Origin of the sequence: Streptomyces sp. NPDC020379 (genome assembly GCF_044387105.1) — a bacterium.
Lineage (GTDB): Bacteria > Actinomycetota > Actinomycetes > Streptomycetales > Streptomycetaceae > Streptomyces.
The window spans coordinates 1-16304 of sequence record NZ_JBIRVR010000015.1 but is presented as its reverse complement, the minus strand read 5'-3'; the positions used below and the strand labels follow the sequence as shown (position 1 = coordinate 16304).

Below are 16304 nucleotides of genomic sequence, written 5' to 3'. Positions count from 1 at the left end.
TCTGCACATACGGAGGCCGGGGATGACCCGGCGTGTAGTGATCACCGGTATCGGTGTGCGGGCTCCCGGAGGCAACGGGACGGAGGCGTTCTGGGACCTGCTCACGGCGGGGCGCACCGCGACCCGCGACATCTCCTTCTTCGACGCCTCGCCGTTCCGCTCCCGCATCGCCGGCGAGGTGGACTTCGACGCGGTGGCCGAGGGGTTCAGCCCGCGGGAGATCCGCCGGATGGACCGCGCGACGCAGTTCGCCGTGGCCTGCGCCAAGGAGGCCCTGGCCGACAGCGGCCTGGAGACCGGCGGCCTCGACCCGCACCGGATCGGCGTCACCCTGGGCAGCGCGGTCGCCTCCGCGACCAGCCTGGAGAACGAGTACCTGGTGATGTCGGACGCGGGCAAGGAGTGGCTGGTCGACCCCGGTCACCTGTCGCCGCACATGTTCGACTACCACAGCCCCGGCATCATGCCGGCCGAGGTCGCCTGGGCCATGGGCGCCGAGGGCCCGGTGACGATGGTGTCCGACGGCTGCACCTCCGGCCTGGACTCCGTCGGTTACGCGGCGCGCCTGATCCGCGAGGGCACCGTCGACACCGTCGTGGCGGGCGCCGCGGACACGCCGATCTCGCCGATCGTCGTGGCCTGTTTCGACGCGATCAAGGCGACGACCTCGCGCAACGATGATCCGGCGCATGCTTCCCGCCCGTTCGACGGCAGCCGCAACGGCTTTGTCCTGGCGGAGGGGGCGGCGATGTTCGTGCTGGAGGAGTACGAGGCCGCCAAGGCCCGTGGGGCGCACATCTACGCGGAGATCGGCGGTTACGCGACGCGCTGCAACGCGTACCACATGACCGGTCTGAAGAAGGACGGCCGTGAGATGGCCGAGGCCATCCGGGTCGCGCTCGATGAGGCCCGCCTGGACCGTACGGCGATCGACTATGTCAACGCGCACGGTTCCGGCACCAAGCAGAACGACCGGCACGAGACGGCCGCCTTCAAGCGCAGCCTCGGGCAGCACGCCTATGAGGTACCGGTCAGCTCGATCAAGTCGATGGTGGGTCACTCGCTGGGTGCGATCGGTTCCGTCGAGATCGCGGCGTCCTTGCTGGCGATCGAGCACGGGGTCATCCCGCCCACGGCCAACCTGCACACTCCCGATCCCGAATGCGACCTGGACTACGTGCCGTTGACCGCGCGCGAGCAGCGCGTGGACACCGTCCTGACGGTGGGCAGCGGCTTCGGCGGTTTCCAGAGCGCGATGGTCCTGCACCGCCCGGAGGTAGCGGCATGAGCCAGGCGACGGTCATCACCGGAATCGCGGTCGTGGCACCCAACGGACTGGGCGCCGAGGCGTACTGGAAGGCCCTGCTCGCGGGCGGGAACGGCATCGCCGAGATCTCCCGCTTCGACGCCTCCCGCTACGCCTCGAAGCTCGCCGGAGAGATCCGCGGCTTCGACGCCAAGGAGCACCTGCCCGGCCGGCTGCTGCCGCAGACCGACGTCTCCACCCGCTACGGGCTGGTGGCGGCGGACTGGGCGCTCGCCGACGCGGGCGTGGACGCGGAGACCCTGACCGACTACGACAAGGGCGTCGTCACCTCCAACTCCCAGGGCGGGTTCGAGTTCACCCACCGCGAGTTCCAGAAGCTGTGGAGCCAGGGGCCGGAGTTCGTCAGCGTCTATGAGTCGTTCGCCTGGTTCTACGCGGTGAACACCGGCCAGATCTCCATCCGCAACACCATGCGCGGTCCCGGCGCCGCGCTCGTCGGCGAGCAGGCCGGCGGCCTGGACGCGCTCGGCCACGCGCGCCGCACGGTCCGCTCCGGCACCAAGCTGGTGCTCTCCGGCGGCATCGACTCGGCCTTCGACCCGTGGGGCTGGGCCGCGCAGCTGTCGAGCGGCCGGGTGAGCACGGTCGCCGACCCGCGCCGCGCCTTCCTGCCCTTCGACGCCGACGCCAGTGGCTATGTGCCGGGCGAGGGCGGCGCGATGCTGATTCTGGAGGACGCCGCCTCCGCCCGTGAGCGCGGCGCCGGGCAGATCTACGGCGAGCTCGCCGGCTACGCCTCCACATTCGACCCGAAGCCCGGCTCCGGACGGCCGTCCGGGCTGCGCCGCGCGGCCGAACTCGCCCTGGCCGACGCGGGCCTCGCGCCCGGCGACATCGACGTCGTCTTCGCCGACGCCTCCGGCGTCCCGGAGCTCGACCGCGACGAGGCCGCCGCGATCCGCGGGATCTTCGGCGCGGGCGGCGTGCCCGTCACGGCCCCGAAGTCGCTCACGGGCCGCATGTACGCGGGCGGCGGCCCGGCGGACGTGGTCGCGGCCCTGCTGGCCTTCCGCGACCAGGTCATCCCGCACACCGCGCACGTCACCCGGGTGCCCGAGGAGTACGGCCTCGACGTGGTGCGGGACGCGCCGCGCGACGTCCCGGTCAAGGCTGCCCTGGTGCTCGCCCGCGGCCGCTGGGGCTTCAACTCCGCGGTCGTCGTGACCCGCCCCTCCTCCTGATCATCCGGCTCCCCAGACAAGGAAGTTGATCACCATGGCATCCCTCACCTTCTCCGACCTGTTCCGCATCCTCACCGAGTGCGCCGGGGCCGACGACACCACCGCCGTGTCGGAGGACAGCCTGGACAGCACCTTCGAGGACCTGGGCTACGACTCCCTCGCCCTGATGGAGAGCGCCGCCCGGATCAAGCAGGAGTACGGCGTCGACCTCTCCGACGACGCGCTCTACGAGATCGAGACGCCGCGCGCGCTCCTCGAGCTGATCAACGGGACCCCCGTGGCCGCCTGACGGCCTCACGCGGACAGCGGAGAGCGCCCCGCCCGGATCCTTCCGGGCGGGGCGCTCTCGTACGTGGCGGAGCGCGCCGCGTGAAGCGCGCCTGCGCGAGGCTCAGCCGACGCCCGAGACCTCCAGTGCCTCCGCCGCCAGGCGCAGGATGCGCAGCCTGCCGTCGTGGTCCGTGCGCGCCGGGGAGAGCATGATGCCCAGCGTCGTCACCCCGGCCCCGGCGAACTCCCGCATCCGCGTGGCGACCCGGGACACCGGGCCGGCCATGGCCGTGCGGTCGATGAAGCCCAGCGGCACCGCCCGCGCGGCCCCGGCCCGGTCGCCCGCCGCCAGCCGCTCCGCGAAGTGCTCCATCTCCGCCTCGTATCCCATGCGGCGCGCGAGCGAGCAGTAGAAGTTGGTGGCCGGGTCGCCGATGCCGAGCATGTAGACGTAGTGGTCGCGGAGCTGGTCCACGGCCGCCTCGACGTCGTCGGCGAAGGCCGTCGGCAGGCTGGGCAGGACGTCGAAGCCCGTCATGTCCCGGCCCGCGCGCTCCCGGCCCGCCCGGATCCCGGCGACCGCCTCGGCGACGGCCTCCGGGGAGGTGAACACCCCGATCCAGCCGTCGGCGATCTCCCCGGCCAGCTTCAGGGAGCCCGCGCCCACCGCCGCGAGGTAGACCGGGATGTGCGGCCGCGGGAGTTCCGTGGTGATGTGCAGCGGGGCGCCGGTGCGGCCCGCCGCGGGCAGCCGGAAGTGCTCCCCCTCGTAGCGCAGGGGTTCGCCGCGCAGGGCCTGGCGCACGACGTCCACGTATTCGCGGGTGCGCGCCAGCGGCTTGTCGAAGGGGACGCCGTACCAGCCGTCCGAGACATCGGGGTTGGACACCCCGAGGCCGAGCCGGAACCGGCCGCCGCTGAGCGCGTCGAGCGTGGCCGCCGTCAGCGCGGCCAGGCCCGGCGGGCGGGCGGGGATCTGCATGATCCCCGAGGCGAGGCCGATGCGGCGGGTGCGGCCGGCGGCCAGACCCAGCACGCTCACGGCGTCGTTGCGGTAGCCCTCGCCGGACAACACCACGCTGTAGTCGAGCTCTTCGGCGGCGTGCGCCAGCTCGCCCGCCCCTTGATAGACCAGATTTGCCGCGAGTCGCACCGAGAACAGCCTCCGTAGCTTGCCGTGAGCCCTCTGTGAGCCCTCCGTGAGCAGGGTGCTGTGAGCCTGCGGCACCCGGCTGTATCCCCGATGGACATTTCCTGGAGCCGCGCGGCGCGGCCGCCGTGGGCGTCTGGAGGGAATCTCCAGATGGGCTGAACACAGTGAGGGGCGATCGTCAGCCCAAGGAGAGGAACGTCGGTATGGCCGACTTGTCGGGAAAGAGGGCCCTGGTCACCGCGGCGTCGCGGGGCATCGGCCGGGGCATCGCGCTGCGGCTGGCCGCGGCCGGTGCCCGGGTCGCCGTGAACTACAGGGAGAACGCCGAGGCCGCCCAGGAGGTGGTCGACGAGATCGTCCGCGGCGGGGGCGACGCCTTCGCGGTCCGCGCGGAGATCGGCGGCCGGGCCGAGGCCGAGCGGCTCTTCGCGCGGGTGCTGGAGGAGTTCGGCGGCCTGGACATCCTGGTCAACAACGCCGGTGTGCAGGGCATGGGGCCGGTCGCCGAGGTGACCGAGGAGTTCCTCGACCGCGCCGTCGACGTCAACGTCAAGGGGACCTTCCACGCCTTCCAGCAGGCCGCGCGGCACCTCGCCGACGGCGGCAGGATCATCAGCGTCTCCACCGCCTTCACCCGCTCCCTGACGCCGGGCGCCGGTGTCTACGCGGCCACCAAGGGCGCGGTCGAGCAGCTCACCAGGACCCTCTCCCAGGAGCTGGCCGGGCGGCGGATCACGGTCAACGCCGTGCTGCCGGGGATCGTCGAGACCGACGCGACGGCCCCGCTGCGCGAGCGCTTCGCGGCCATCGCCGAGGCCACCCCGCTGGGCCGGATCGGGCAGCCGGAGGACGTCGCCGGGATCGTCGCCTTCCTCGCCGGCGAGGACGCCCGCTGGATCACGGGCCAGAGCATCGCGGCGGCGGGGGGCCGGGTATGAGCGCGTCACCGAGACCGAACCCCGGTGTGCCGGACGGCGGTTCGCGGCTTCCCTCGCTCACCGGGCTGCGCTTCGTCGCCGCCGTCCTCGTCTTCTGCTACCACCTCTCGCGCGAGGCGCCGTTCGCCTCGCCGGGCGCGGACAAGTGGCTGACGGACGTCTTCGGCAAGGCCGGTTCCATCGGCGTCAGCTTCTTCTTCATCCTGAGCGGCTTCATCCTGACGTGGACCGCGAAGCCGGGGGAGCCGCTGCGGCGGTTCTGGACCCGCCGGATCGCCAAGATCTACCCCAACCACGTGGCGACCTGGGTGCTCGCGCTCGTCCTCATCCTCTGGGCCGGGCGTCCGCTGCACGCGGGCACCGCGGTGGCGAACCTCTTCCTGGTGCACTCCTGGGTGCCGTGGATGGACGTCGCCTGGAGCATGAACGATGTCAGCTGGACGCTCGCCTGCGAGCTGCTCTTCTACCTCTGCTTCCCGCTCCTGCACCGCTGGGTGGGCCGGATCCGCGAGAACCTGCTGTGGGCCGCGGCGGGCGCCGTGGCCGCGGTCGCCTTCTGCGTCCCCGCGATCGCCGGAACGCTGCCTTCCACGCCGGACTTCGGGGGCATCTCCGCCTGGCAGGTCTGGTTCGCCTACATGCTCCCGCCGGTGCGTGCCCTGGACTTCGTCCTCGGCATCGTGATGGCGCGCGTCGTGCTCTCGGGCCGGTGGATCCGGCTGCCCGTCGTGCCCGCCGCCCTGCTGGTGATCGCCGGCTGGTACCTCGCCACGGAGCTGCCCCGCGCGTACGGCTTCGCGGCCGCCACCCTCGTACCGCTGGCCCTGCTGATCCCGGCCGTCGCCACGTCGGACCTGGAGGGCACCCCGTCCCCGCTGCGCGGCCGGGCCGCGATGTGGCTGGGGGAGATCTCGTTCGCCTTCTACCTCATCCACCGGCTGGTGCTGGTCTACGGGCACCAGGCGTTCGGCCCGCGGCACACCTGGCCGATGGCGCAGGCCCTCGGTCTGGTGGCGGTCGCGCTGGTGCTGTCGGTGCTGCTCGCCTGGGCGCTGCACCAGGCCGTGGAACAGCCGGTGATGCGCCTGGTGCGCGAGAGGGAGCGGGCGCGCGCGGAGCGGACGCGGCCGGTCGAGGCCGTCGTGCCCACCGGGTGAACTGCCCTTGTCTCCTCACGCCGATGGGCGGCCGCGTCCTGTGACACGGCCGCCCATCGGCGTTCCACGGTTCAGCGGAACCGGGTCACGCTCGGCTTCGTCCGGACCGGCCGGATCTTCGGGTAGCTGATGTGGTGCCGGGCCGCCAGCGCGACCACGTCCTCCCAGGCGGGCTTGACGTCCCCGCCCTGGAGCTCGGCCAGTTCCTCGAACATCGTCTCCGCGCCGCCGGGGGTGACGTAGCAGAGCATCGTGCCGGGCTCGTCGCTGATGTTGCGGAAGCCGTGGCCGGTGCCCCGGGGCCCGTAGAGGACGGTGCCGGGGCCGGCCGTGTGGACGGTGTCGCCGAGCTGGAACTCGTAGAGCCCGCTGGTGACGTAGAACGTCTCGTCCTCGTGGTCGTGCAGGTGCAGCGGCGGGCCGCCGCCGGGCGGAGTGGTGAACTCCATGAGGGAGAACAGTCCCCCGGTGTCCGTGCCGCGGAGCAGGAACCTGCCCTGTTCCACGGCCCAGCGGACGGGTTCGACCTCGTCCCGGACGACGATCTTTCCTGGAGTGACGGTCACGGCACTTCCCTGTTCTGACGGTGGGTCGGGTGTACTGCCGCGGGACCGGGACGAGGCGGGGTCGCTCTTCTCGTCCGTCAGGCCGCGGTCTTGGCCGCCGGCCGGTCCGCCGCCTGCCCCGCGGCCTGCCGCGCGCCGCGGTCCGCGGTCAGCCGCGGCAGCAGGGCGAAGAGGACGACGAGGACGGCGCAGAGGCCGAAGGTGATCCACAGGACGCTGCGCGAGGCGTGCGCGTAGTCGGCCAGGCCGTGGCCCGAGCCGAGCGTCGTGAAGTAGACGGCGCCGAGCGCGGCGATGCCGGTGGCGCCGGAGAACTGCTGGGTGGTGGTGAGCACGCCGGAGGCGATGCCCATCTGGTGCGGGCGCACCCCGGCCAGGACGGTGCCGATCAGCGACGGCAGGACGAAGCCGAAGCCCAGGCCGACCAGGCACAGCGGGCCCATGACATAGCCGATGGTGAGGTCGGCGCCGAGCGACTGCGCCTCCAGGGCCAGCGCCAGCATGCCGAGGCCGACGATGCCGCTGCCGAAGGCCAGCGCCTTGTTCTTGTACTTGGCGATGAACGGACGTCCGTAGATGGACGACAGCATCGACAGCACGGCGAACGGCCCGAAGGCGAGGCCCGCTTCGCTCGCGCTCAGCCCGAGGCCGGACTGGAGCAGCAGGGTGGTGGAGAACATGAAGCTGCTGAACGTGGCCATGAAGGCGACGTTGATGATCAGGCCGACGCTGAACGTACGGCTGTGGAACAGGCTCAGGTCGAGCAGCGGCTGGCCGCCCTTACGGCTGAGCCTGCCCTCGTACATCAGCGTGAGGACCATGGCGGGGACCGAGGCCACCAGCGAGATCCAGGCCCAGAGCGGCCAGCCCTCCGTACGGCCGATGATCAGCGGGGCGAGCGCGAGGCCGAGGGCCAGGGAGATGCCCACGACGCCGGCCGGGTCGAGCTTCGGCCGCTTCTCGGCGCGGGTGCGGGGGAGCAGGCGGGCCGCGAAGGCGAGGGCGGCGATGCCCACCGGGACGTTGACCAGGAAGATCGGCCGCCAGGCCCAGCCGAAGAGGTTCCCGGCGATCAGCAGGCCGCCGAGCACCTGGCCCGCGACGCCGCCGAGGCCGTACATGACGCCGAGCCAGGAGAGTGCCTTGGGCCGTTCCGACTGGTCGAAGACGGCCTGGATCAGGGAGATGCCCTGGGGTGCCATGGCGGCGGCGGTGATGCCCTGGAGCAGGCGGGCGATCACGAGCTGGGTGGGCGTCTGCGCGATGCCGCACAGCAGCGAGGCGATGGTGAAGGTGCCCATGCCGAACAGGAACATGGTGCGGTAGCCGAAGATGTCCCCGAGCCGGCCGCCGGTGACCAGGCCCGCCGCGTAGGCGAAGGCGTAACCACCGATCACCAGCTCCAGCGCGGCCTGCCCGGCGTGGAGGTCTTCCTGGAGCGAGGGCGCGGCGACGTTGACGACGTTGAAGTCGAACGACGCCATGAAGGTCGCCGAGAGGATGACCGGCAGGATCAGCCACCGGCGTGGGTCTGGGGTGGTCACAGCGTCTCCATGAGTTCGAGCGGCGAGTTCGGTGCGGCGAGTTCGACGCGGGTCCGACGGAACTTCGGGTTCGATGAACTTCGAAGTGTTCGTCGTGGATCATATGGTTCGATGGATAGCGAACTCAAGGGATGCGGAACTAGGATCGAGGCATGAGCGACATGGCATTCCATCCGAAAGCCGCCGATACGACCCTGCTCCGGATCCTCCAGGCGCTGGCCGATCCGGTGCGCCTGACGACCGTGCGCTCGCTCGGGCTGAAGGACGGGGTCTCCTGCTCCGTGGTGCAGGCCGAGGCGGGGCTGACGATCGGCAAGTCGACCATGTCGCACCACCTGAAGATCCTTCGCGAGGCCGGGGTCATCTCGATCAGCCTGGAGGGGTCCCGCCGGCTGCTGCACCTGCGGCGGGCGGACCTCGACGGGCGCTTCCCCGGCCTCCTCGACGCGGTGCTGGCCCCTCAGGAGGAGGCGGTCGGCGCCGCGTGACCGGGGTTCCCCCCGGACCCCGGTCACGCGCCCGCCGGACGGACTCGGTTTTCACCCCCGACGAGTCCGTCCGGCGGTCGCGGACAACTTCGCGACGGAGCTCGGTGGCCGGGTGCGGGTCGTCCTGTTCCGCACCACCGCCGCGCGGTGGTGTCCTCAAGCACCCCCGGACGGGCTGAATGTGGCTGGTGTGCCACGCGTTCCAGCCCGTTCCCTACTCCGGCGACCCCACCGCGTCCAACGCCAGTCCCGCGAACGCCCGTGCCGCAGGCTCGAATTGGAGGACCGTGTGGCCCGCCGCCGTGTTCACGTCGCGCCAGAAGCGCTGGAACGGCGCGCTGTCCGACTGTGAGCGCGTCCCCGCGAGCGGGGTGAGGCGGTTGACCGCGCCGGCCAGCATGTCCACCGCCAGCGCGTGGTCCAGCGAGGTGCGGGCGAGGGCGCGCTCGTCGATCGCGCCGGCGTCCGCGACCGCCGCCGCCCGGCGCAGCAGGAGTTCCGCCGCGTCGATCTCGCCCGCCGTCCTGGCCAGGGCCAGTTCGGCCGCCGCCTCGCTCGTGCCGGAGACGCGGTGCCCCGGCGCGCCCGCCGCGCGCCGCCCCGCGAGCGCCGCGGAGAACTCCCGCAGCGCCCCCTTGGCCGCGCCCAGCACCGGACCGGCGAAGGACAGCGCGCTCACCGCCTTCAGCGGCACGGCGGAGGCCGCGGGCAGCGGTGCGTCGGAGCGCCCCGCCAGCAGGTCGGCCCGCGCGAAGGAGAACCCGTACGGGACGAACACGTCCGCCAGGCGCAGGCTGTCGCTGCCCGTGCCCCGCATCCCGACCGGGAACCACGTGTCCACGATCTCGTGGGCGGAGCGCGGCACCAGCAGGAAGCGCACCTCCCGGCCGCCGCCGGGGACCGGCACCGGGCAGCAGACGAGGGCCCACTCGGCGAAGTGCACCCCGCTGAGGTACGGCCACAGGCCGCTGACGCGCCAGCCGCCGTCCACCTCGCGCGCCTCGCCGCCCGGGACGAGCGCGCAGGCGATGAACGTGTCCGGGCCCGTGCCCCAGACGGCGCGCTGGCCTTCCTCCGGGAGGAAGGCGGCCATCCGGCCCAGTGAGGCGGCGATGGACGCCACCCACGCGGCGGAGGCGTCGCCTTCGGCCACGGCGGCGGTCGCCAGCAGGGAATCGGTGACGTTCCCCTCCGTACCGCCCCAGCGGGCGGGCACGAAGTGCCGGGCGAAGCCCGCCCCGACGATCGCCCGCGCCACCTCCGGTACGAGCCGGCGGCCCGCCTCCGAGGCGGCCGCGTGGGCGGCGGCGACATCCGCCACGTCCCGGGCGGCCTTCACCAACGCGCTCCCGGTCATAGGGGAACCTCCATCTGTGGAAAAGTGAACTGGAAGGGCGATCCGGCCCGTCGGGCCCCTGGGCGGCGCCCGGGGCGGCTACTTCGGGTACTTCGGGAAGCGCGCCAGCGCGTCCAGCACGGCGTTCTGCTTCGCGTCCCGGTCGGAGGCCAGCTCCGCGTACGAGCGGCTGCCGAAGTCCTCCTCGGCGGCCGTGCTCAGGGCGTCGATCGTCGCGTCGTCCATGCGCGGCCGTCCCAGCTCCCGCCAGCTCTGCTCCAGGCCGCCGCCGCGCCGGGTGAGCCACTGACGCAGGCCGCCCTCCCCGCCGCCCAGGTGGAACGCCTGGAACGGGCCGATCACCGACCAGCGCAGCCCGACCGACTGCGTGACGATCTCGTCCAGTTCGGAAACGCTGACCACGCCCTCGCGGACCAGGTGGATGCTCTCCTGGAGCAGCGCGGACTGGAGCCGGTTGGCGACGAAGCGGGTGATCGGCTTGCGCAGGACCACGGGCGTCTTGCCCACGGACCGGAAGAACTCCACGGCCTCGGCCACGGCCTCCGGCGTCGTGGCATCGCCGCCCACGATCTCCACCAGCGGCACCAGGTGCGGGGGGTTGAGCGGGTGCCCGACGACCAGCCGGCCGCGGTCGGGCATCAGGGCCCCCATCTCGTCGGCCAGCAGCGTGGAAGACGAGGACAGGAACAGGGTGTCCGCGGGCGCGGCCGCGCCGATCCGCGCGAACAGCTCCTGCTTGAGCGCGAGGTCCTCCGGGGTGTTCTCCACCACCACGGCGGCGTCCCGCACCGCGCGCTCCATGTCGGGCTCGAACTCCAGGAGTTCCATGAGCTCCCGGGGGTCCGCCCCGCCGTGCGGGAGCGTGGGCGCGAAGAGCTCGACGCCCTTCGCCACCACGTCCGGCGCGTCGGGGCGGCGGCTGTTGACCCGCACCCGTCTGCCGTGCGCCAGGAACAGGGTGATCCAGCTCAGGCCGATGGTCCCGGCCCCGATGACGGTCACCGGCCGCACCGGTGTCTCCTCCGACATGCCTTACCGCCTCTCCCGCGACCGCGCGCGGATCAGTAGTTGCCGAGCCCGCCGCAGACGTTGAGCGCCTGCGCGGTGACCGCGGCGGCGTCGTCGCTCACGAGGTACTCGACCATCGCCGCGACCTCGCGGGGCTCGACGTAACGGCCCAGCGGCACCCGGGTGGTGATCCGCCCGTGCGTCTCCTCCTCGCTCACGCCCCAGATGGAGGCGTAGTGCTCGCGCACCCGCTCGGCCATCGGCGTCTCCACGAAGCCGGGGCAGACGGCGTTGACCGTGATGCCCGTACGGGCCAGCTCCAGGCCGAGGGCCTTGGTGAAGCCGACGACGCCGTGCTTGGAGGCGGAGTACGGGGCGGCGTGCACGACGCCCTGCTTGCCGCCGGTGGAGGCGATGCTGATGATCCGGCCGCGGTCCTTGTCGAGCATGCCGCCCGTCGTCAGGACCTCCTTGGTCATCAGGAAGACGCTGTTGAGGTTGGTGTTGATGACGTCGAGCCACAGCTCGTCGGGGATCTCGGCGGTCGCGCCGCCGCCGCTGCGGCCGGCGTTGTTGACCAGGATGTCCACCGTGCCGAAGCGCTCGACGGCCGCCGCGACGAAGCCGCGGATCTCCTCGGGGCGGCTGACGTCGCACGTCACGCCGTCGACCTCGAAACCCTTGCCCCGCAGCTCCGCGACGGTCTCCTTGAGGCGGTCGTCCTGGCGGGCGCAGATGAACACGCGCGCGCCGAGGCCGGCCAGCCGCTCGGTGATCTCCAAACCGATCCCGCTCGTGGCACCGGTGACCAACGCGACGGGGCCCGCAGCCTGGCTCATATGTCTTCCCTTGCTCGTGCCGTGAAGTGACGCGCCGATCCTCGGGCGGCCGCCTCCACGAGGTATGGAGATTTCCTGGAGAGCGCGCGCCTGGAGACCGGCTCCAGACGGCCTCCAGAGCCGGGCGGAAGCGTGGCCACGGACACCCGAACGTCACGCAGCGCCAGAGGAGAGTCATGGCCGGGCAGACCGTCACCGCGGAGCTCTACGCCGAGGTACAGCATTTCTACGCACGTCAGATGCAGGCGCTCGACAACCGCGTCTTCAAGGCGTACGCGGACTCGTTCACCGAGGACGGCACCTTCCAGCACACGCCCGGCACCGAGCCCGCCCGCACCCGCGCGGGCATCAAGGCCGAACTGGAGCGCTTCCACGAGCAGTACCGGAGCGACCCCGTGCAGAAGCGGCACTACTTCAACCAGATCGTGCTGGACGCGAACCCGGACGGCACGCTGACGTCCACCGTCTACGCGCTGGTCCTGCGCACCCGCCCCGGCGCCGACCGGCCGGAGGTCTGGCCGAGCTGCGTGGTGCACGACGTGCTCGTCCGCGACGCGGAGGGCATCCTCATCAAGTCCCGGCACATCGACTACGACCAGCAGATCTGACGGCGCGTCATGTGCGATGAGGGCGGCCCGTCCGCTTACGCCGAGGAGGCTCTGCGCGCCGTGCTGCGCGCCGCCCACGAGGGCGGCGGGGCCCTGCCGCCCGGCTCCCAGGCCACGCGGAACGCCGTCTGCGGCGCCGTCGCCGACATCTGGACCGCGGGCCGCGTGCTCGCCGCCCGCGGGCCCGACGCGCCGACCGCCCGCCACCTGCTGCCGCGCGTCCTGCTCTCCGGCACGGAGGGCCTGGCGGTCGTGCTCGGCACACGGCTCCATGGGCAGGACGCGTCGGCCCTGCGGTACGGGGAGTGCGTACGGGCGCTGACGCGGGCGGCCCGGCGGGCGGACCCCCGCCTCGCGGCGCGCGTGGCCTCGGCGCTGCCGGGCGTCGCCGACGGGGACGACCGGCTCGCGCGCCCGCTCACCGGGGTCCGGGCGTCGGCTCTGCCGGCGGTGCTCGGGCCTGTGGTCGCTGTGCTGGAGGCGGAGCGGCTGGAGTTGGCGCAAGGGTGCGGCGGCCTTGTCGAGGGCGGCGGTTCTGCCTCGCTCCTCGGTGGAGAGCGCGTCTCCGTGCTCGTGGAGCGGTACGTGTTGCTGAGCGCGGCGGCTGACTGTCTCGACGGGTGGCGTCACCGTAAGGCGGGCGCCGGGACGCTCACGGGGGATCGGGCGCGGTTGGTGGGGGCCCTGTCGAGGATCGCGGGGCGGTTGGGTCTGGGCGGGGGCCCCGCTTCGGGCTGGCGCGAGGTGGTGTTCGCGGGGGCGGTGGCTGAGCGGGTGTTCTTGGCGGTGTCATGAGGGGTGGAGGCGCCTGCGGCCCCCTTCCCGGCTGCGTCTGATGTGCGGCTCCGCCGCGTGGGGGGCGCCGCCCCACACCCCGATCTGCGGGCCGGTTCGCCGCCTGCGCCGGGAGCGGCCTGCGGGCGCGTCCTCAATCGCCGGACGGGCTGAATGCGAACCCTGAAGCGGATACCTCCCGCACGTGCCCTCCGGTGGGAGGGGGTGGGGCTGGAGGGTGGGGTTCTGGAACGCGGTGCGTTTTCAGGGTGCTCAGTGCGCGTGACCCGCAGCGCACCGCGTTCCAGGTCCCCAGCCCGGAAGACCCACCCCCGGCACCCACCACAACCCAGCCCGGCCGGCGCTTGAGGCCACCCGAACCGCAACCACAACAAACTCGCACCCGGCACCCCACCGAAAGCACAACGGACCCGCAGAAGACAACGGCGAACCCAGCGGCATCAGCGCCCCACAGAAACCGGCCCCTCCCAAGGCGTGAACGCCCCGCGATGGTAAAGCACAGGCCGCCGAGGCAGCACCCGAGCCTCCTCCACCCGCCCCAGCACGATCCAGTGATCCCCGGCCTCGATCACCGAGGTCACCACGCACTCCGCATGGGCGAGCGCCACATCCGACAGCACCGGCGCGCCCAGCGCGGCCGCCGAGGGATGCCAGGAAACCGCGTCGAACTTCCGCGAGGTACGGGTGGCGAAGGTCTTCGCCGTCTCCTGGCCGCCGTCGGCGAGGACGTTGACGACGAAGCCGCGGCCCGGTTCGAGGGAGGGCAGGGTCTGGGACTTCTTGTCGACGCAGACGAGGAGCAGGGGCGGCGTCACGGACACCGAGCAGACGGTGTTGCAGGTGAAGCCGCGGGGTTCGCCGTCGGCGTCCCGTACGGTGACGACCGACACGGCGGCGGGACAGGAACCAAAGAAGTCCCGGAAGGTGTCCGGACCCACTGGCATTCGGTGCCTCCACGATCCCGACCGGGCGCTTCCCGGTGTCTGGTAGGGAGCCTCTCCCGGGCGTCTGGACCTTTCCTGGAACACGGCTGGAGCCATGGGCCGCACGGTTCCAGCCGTGTTCCAGGGCGGCTGTAGGCGGCGATCCCATGCTCAACTCGTAACGCCCCGCGCACCGTTGAGGAAAGGCTGACATGAGCGCCGTCGAGCAGCAGACGATCTCACCGCCTCCCGCGGCGGCCGCTCCGCAGTTGCGGGAGCGGGCCGCGGAGCTGGCCGGACTGCGGGACGCGGTCCTGGCCGGGCCGAGTGCGCGGGCCACCGAGGCGCAGCATGCCAAGGGCAAGCTGACCGCCCGCGAGCGCATCGACCTCCTCTTCGACGAGGGCACGTTCACCGAGGTGGAGCCCTTCCGCCGGCACCGGGCCACCGGCTTCGGGCTGGAGGACAAGCGGCCGCACACCGACGGTGTGGTGACCGGCTGGGGCAAGGTCCACGACCGTACGGTCTTCGTCTACGCCCATGACTTCCGGATCTTCGGCGGCGCCCTGGGCGAGGCCCACGCCCAGAAGATCCACAAGCTGATGGACCTCGCGGAGGCGGCGGGCGCGCCGATCGTCGGGCTGTGCGACGGCGCCGGGGCCCGGATCCAGGAGGGCGTCACGGCGCTCGCGGGCTACGGCGGGATCTTCCAGCGCAACGTCCGCAATTCCGGGGTCATCCCGCAGATCAGCGTGATCCTCGGGCCCTGCGCGGGCGGCGCGGCCTATTCGCCCGCGCTCACCGACTTCGTCTTCATGGTGCGCGGCACCTCGCAGATGTTCATCACCGGCCCGGACGTCGTCCAGGCCGTCACCGGCGAGGTGATCACCCAGGACGAGCTGGGCGGCGCCGACGCCCACGCCGCGCTCTCGGGCGTCTCCGGCTTCGCGTACGACGACGAGGAGAGCTGCCTCGCCGACGTGCGGTTCCTGCTCTCCCTGCTGCCGCAGAACAACCGGGAGCAGCCGCCGTCCCAGCCCACCGAGGACACCCCCGGCCGGCGCACCGAGGCACTGCTCGACCTGGTGCCCGCGGACCCCAACCGCTCCTACGACATGCGCAAGGTGATCGAGGAGGTCGTCGACGACGGCGAGTTCTTCGAGGTCCACGAGCGCTGGGCGGCCAATGTGGTGTGCGCGCTGGCGCGGCTGGACGGCCATGTCGTCGGGATCGTCGCCAACCAGCCCGCCTCGCTGGCCGGGGTGCTCGACATCCACGCCTCGGAGAAGGCCGCGCGCTTCGTGCAGACCTGCGACGCGTTCAACATCCCGCTGGTGACGCTGGTGGACGTGCCGGGCTTCCTGCCCGGCGTGGACCAAGAGCACGGCGGCATCATCCGGCACGGCGCGAAGCTGCTCTACGCGTACTGCAACGCCACCGTGCCGCGCATCCAGCTCATCATGCGCAAGGCGTACGGCGGCGCGTACATCGTGATGGACTCGCGCTCCATCGGTACGGACATCTCGCTGGCCTGGCCCTCGAACGAGATCGCCGTGATGGGCGCCGAGGGCGCGGCCAACGTCATCTTCCGCAGGGAGATCGCGGCCGCCGAGGACCCGGACGCGCGCCGCGCGCAGCTGGTCAAGGAGTACAAGTCCGAGCTGATGCACCCCTATTACGCGGCGGAGCGCGGGCTGGTGGACGACGTCATCGACCCGGCCGAGACCCGGATCAGGCTGATCGGGGCGCTGGAGATGCTGCGTGCGAAGTCGGCGCCGCTGCCCAGCCGCAAGCACGGGAACCAGCCGCAGTGAGCGGCGGCGAGAGCGTCATCCGGGTGGTGCGGGGGAATCCGGACGCGGCGGAGCTGGCGGCCGTGGTGGCCCTGGTGCTGGCCGCGGGTGCGGGCCCGGGCGCACCCGCCGCGGGCCCGGCGCGGCACATCACACCGTGGGCCCGGCCCGCGGGCGCGGCCATGGGCTGGTCCGCGCGGCCGGCCCCGGCCTGGCGCCCGGCCCTCTGAATCCTCTCTGTCGTCTGAAAGGTCGAAACAGCTCGTGCGCAAGGTGCTCATCGCCAACCGTGGCGAAATCGCTGTCCGCGTCGCTCGTGCATGCCGGGACGCCGGGATCGGAAGTGTGGCGGTCTAC

18 protein-coding genes are annotated in these 16304 nt (G+C 72.4%); 11 read left to right on the top strand and 7 right to left on the bottom strand.

Annotated features, from left to right (window positions below):
* The first annotated feature begins 22 nt into the window (after window positions 1–22).
* Genes ACH427_RS20155 through ACH427_RS20145 form a run of 3 tightly spaced genes read left to right on the top strand, consistent with a single transcriptional unit; the run spans window position 23 to window position 2797 of the window.
* Window positions 23–1288 carry a beta-ketoacyl-[acyl-carrier-protein] synthase family protein gene (locus tag ACH427_RS20155; RefSeq protein ID WP_398870893.1) on the top strand — a complete coding sequence of 422 codons (1266 nt, stop codon included), beginning with the start codon at window positions 23–25 and terminating at the stop codon, window positions 1286–1288.
* Window positions 1285–2508 (top strand): ketosynthase chain-length factor, encoded by a 1224-nt coding sequence (locus ACH427_RS20150; RefSeq protein WP_398870892.1) that lies wholly within the window; start codon window positions 1285–1287, stop codon window positions 2506–2508. Before ACH427_RS20155 ends, ACH427_RS20150 begins: the two co-directional genes overlap by 4 nt.
* A 34-nt stretch (window positions 2509–2542) precedes the next feature.
* Window positions 2543–2797: an acyl carrier protein gene (locus ACH427_RS20145; protein ID WP_398870891.1), complete on the top strand. Its 255-nt coding sequence runs from the start codon at window positions 2543–2545 to the stop codon at window positions 2795–2797.
* Between the two features lie 102 nt (window positions 2798–2899).
* Here the strand turns inward: ACH427_RS20145 and ACH427_RS20140 are convergent, their stop codons facing one another.
* Entirely contained in the window at window positions 2900–3931 is a 1032-nt protein-coding gene (locus ACH427_RS20140) for an LLM class flavin-dependent oxidoreductase (protein WP_398870890.1), read from the bottom strand.
* 203 nt (window positions 3932–4134) lie between these two features.
* Here ACH427_RS20140 and ACH427_RS20135 point away from each other — a divergent pair, with 203 nt between their 5' ends.
* Both ACH427_RS20135 and ACH427_RS20130 read left to right on the top strand, forming a co-directional pair.
* Window positions 4135–4869, top strand: a complete 735-nt coding sequence (locus ACH427_RS20135; RefSeq protein WP_398870889.1) for a glucose 1-dehydrogenase — start codon at window positions 4135–4137, stop codon at window positions 4867–4869.
* Complete coding sequence (locus tag ACH427_RS20130) at window positions 4866–6026, top strand: acyltransferase family protein (RefSeq protein ID WP_398870888.1); 1161 nt, start codon at window positions 4866–4868, stop codon at window positions 6024–6026. The genes ACH427_RS20135 and ACH427_RS20130 overlap by 4 nt, the downstream gene beginning before the upstream one ends.
* 71 nt (window positions 6027–6097) lie before the next feature.
* On the opposite strand, the gene ACH427_RS20125 is transcribed toward ACH427_RS20130, so the two are convergent.
* Both ACH427_RS20125 and ACH427_RS20120 read right to left on the bottom strand, forming a co-directional pair.
* The gene (locus tag ACH427_RS20125; protein ID WP_398870887.1) at window positions 6098–6592 is read right to left on the bottom strand and encodes a cupin domain-containing protein; all 495 of its coding nucleotides are present in this window, start codon (window positions 6590–6592) and stop codon (window positions 6098–6100) included.
* A 77-nt stretch (window positions 6593–6669) separates the two neighbouring features.
* Window positions 6670–8136 (bottom strand): MFS transporter, encoded by a 1467-nt coding sequence (locus ACH427_RS20120; RefSeq protein WP_398870886.1) that lies wholly within the window; start codon window positions 8134–8136, stop codon window positions 6670–6672.
* A 152-nt stretch (window positions 8137–8288) separates the two neighbouring features.
* Here ACH427_RS20120 and ACH427_RS20115 point away from each other — a divergent pair, with 152 nt between their 5' ends.
* A complete protein-coding gene (locus ACH427_RS20115) occupies window positions 8289–8624 on the top strand; it encodes an ArsR/SmtB family transcription factor (protein WP_398870885.1) in 336 nt (111 codons plus the stop codon).
* Between the two features lie 214 nt (window positions 8625–8838).
* Here ACH427_RS20115 and ACH427_RS20110 read toward each other — a convergent pair whose 3' ends face one another.
* The 3 genes from ACH427_RS20110 to fabG form a co-directional block, all read right to left on the bottom strand.
* A complete protein-coding gene (locus tag ACH427_RS20110; RefSeq protein WP_398870884.1) occupies window positions 8839–9981 on the bottom strand; it encodes an acyl-CoA dehydrogenase family protein in 1143 nt (380 codons plus the stop codon).
* A gap of 78 nt (window positions 9982–10059) precedes the next feature.
* The gene (locus ACH427_RS20105) at window positions 10060–11010 is read right to left on the bottom strand and encodes a 3-hydroxyacyl-CoA dehydrogenase NAD-binding domain-containing protein (RefSeq protein ID WP_398870883.1); all 951 of its coding nucleotides are present in this window, start codon (window positions 11008–11010) and stop codon (window positions 10060–10062) included.
* A 32-nt stretch (window positions 11011–11042) separates the two neighbouring features.
* Window positions 11043–11828, bottom strand: a complete 786-nt coding sequence (gene fabG, locus ACH427_RS20100) for a 3-oxoacyl-ACP reductase FabG (protein WP_398870882.1) — start codon at window positions 11826–11828, stop codon at window positions 11043–11045.
* 176 nt (window positions 11829–12004) lie between these two features.
* On the opposite strand from fabG, the gene ACH427_RS20095 reads away from it, so the two are divergent.
* Together ACH427_RS20095 and ACH427_RS20090 are read left to right on the top strand one after the other, a co-directional pair.
* Complete coding sequence (locus tag ACH427_RS20095; RefSeq protein WP_398870881.1) at window positions 12005–12436, top strand: nuclear transport factor 2 family protein; 432 nt, start codon at window positions 12005–12007, stop codon at window positions 12434–12436.
* 9 nt (window positions 12437–12445) lie between these two features.
* Window positions 12446–13231, top strand: a complete 786-nt coding sequence (locus ACH427_RS20090; protein ID WP_398870880.1) for a hypothetical protein — start codon at window positions 12446–12448, stop codon at window positions 13229–13231.
* Window positions 13232–13671: 440 nt separating this feature from the next.
* Here ACH427_RS20090 and ACH427_RS20085 read toward each other — a convergent pair whose 3' ends face one another.
* Complete coding sequence (locus ACH427_RS20085) at window positions 13672–14175, bottom strand: flavin reductase family protein (RefSeq protein ID WP_398870879.1); 504 nt, start codon at window positions 14173–14175, stop codon at window positions 13672–13674.
* Window positions 14176–14366: 191 nt separating this feature from the next.
* On the opposite strand from ACH427_RS20085, the gene ACH427_RS20080 reads away from it, so the two are divergent.
* From ACH427_RS20080 to ACH427_RS20070, 3 genes are all read left to right on the top strand, one after another.
* Complete coding sequence (locus ACH427_RS20080; RefSeq protein WP_398870878.1) at window positions 14367–15968, top strand: acyl-CoA carboxylase subunit beta; 1602 nt, start codon at window positions 14367–14369, stop codon at window positions 15966–15968.
* The gene (locus ACH427_RS20075) at window positions 15965–16177 is read left to right on the top strand and encodes an acyl-CoA carboxylase epsilon subunit (RefSeq protein WP_398870877.1); all 213 of its coding nucleotides are present in this window, start codon (window positions 15965–15967) and stop codon (window positions 16175–16177) included. The genes ACH427_RS20080 and ACH427_RS20075 overlap by 4 nt, the downstream gene beginning before the upstream one ends.
* A gap of 34 nt (window positions 16178–16211) precedes the next feature.
* On the top strand, window positions 16212–16304 hold a 93-nt coding region (locus ACH427_RS20070), incomplete at its 3' end, for a biotin carboxylase N-terminal domain-containing protein (protein ID WP_351219746.1).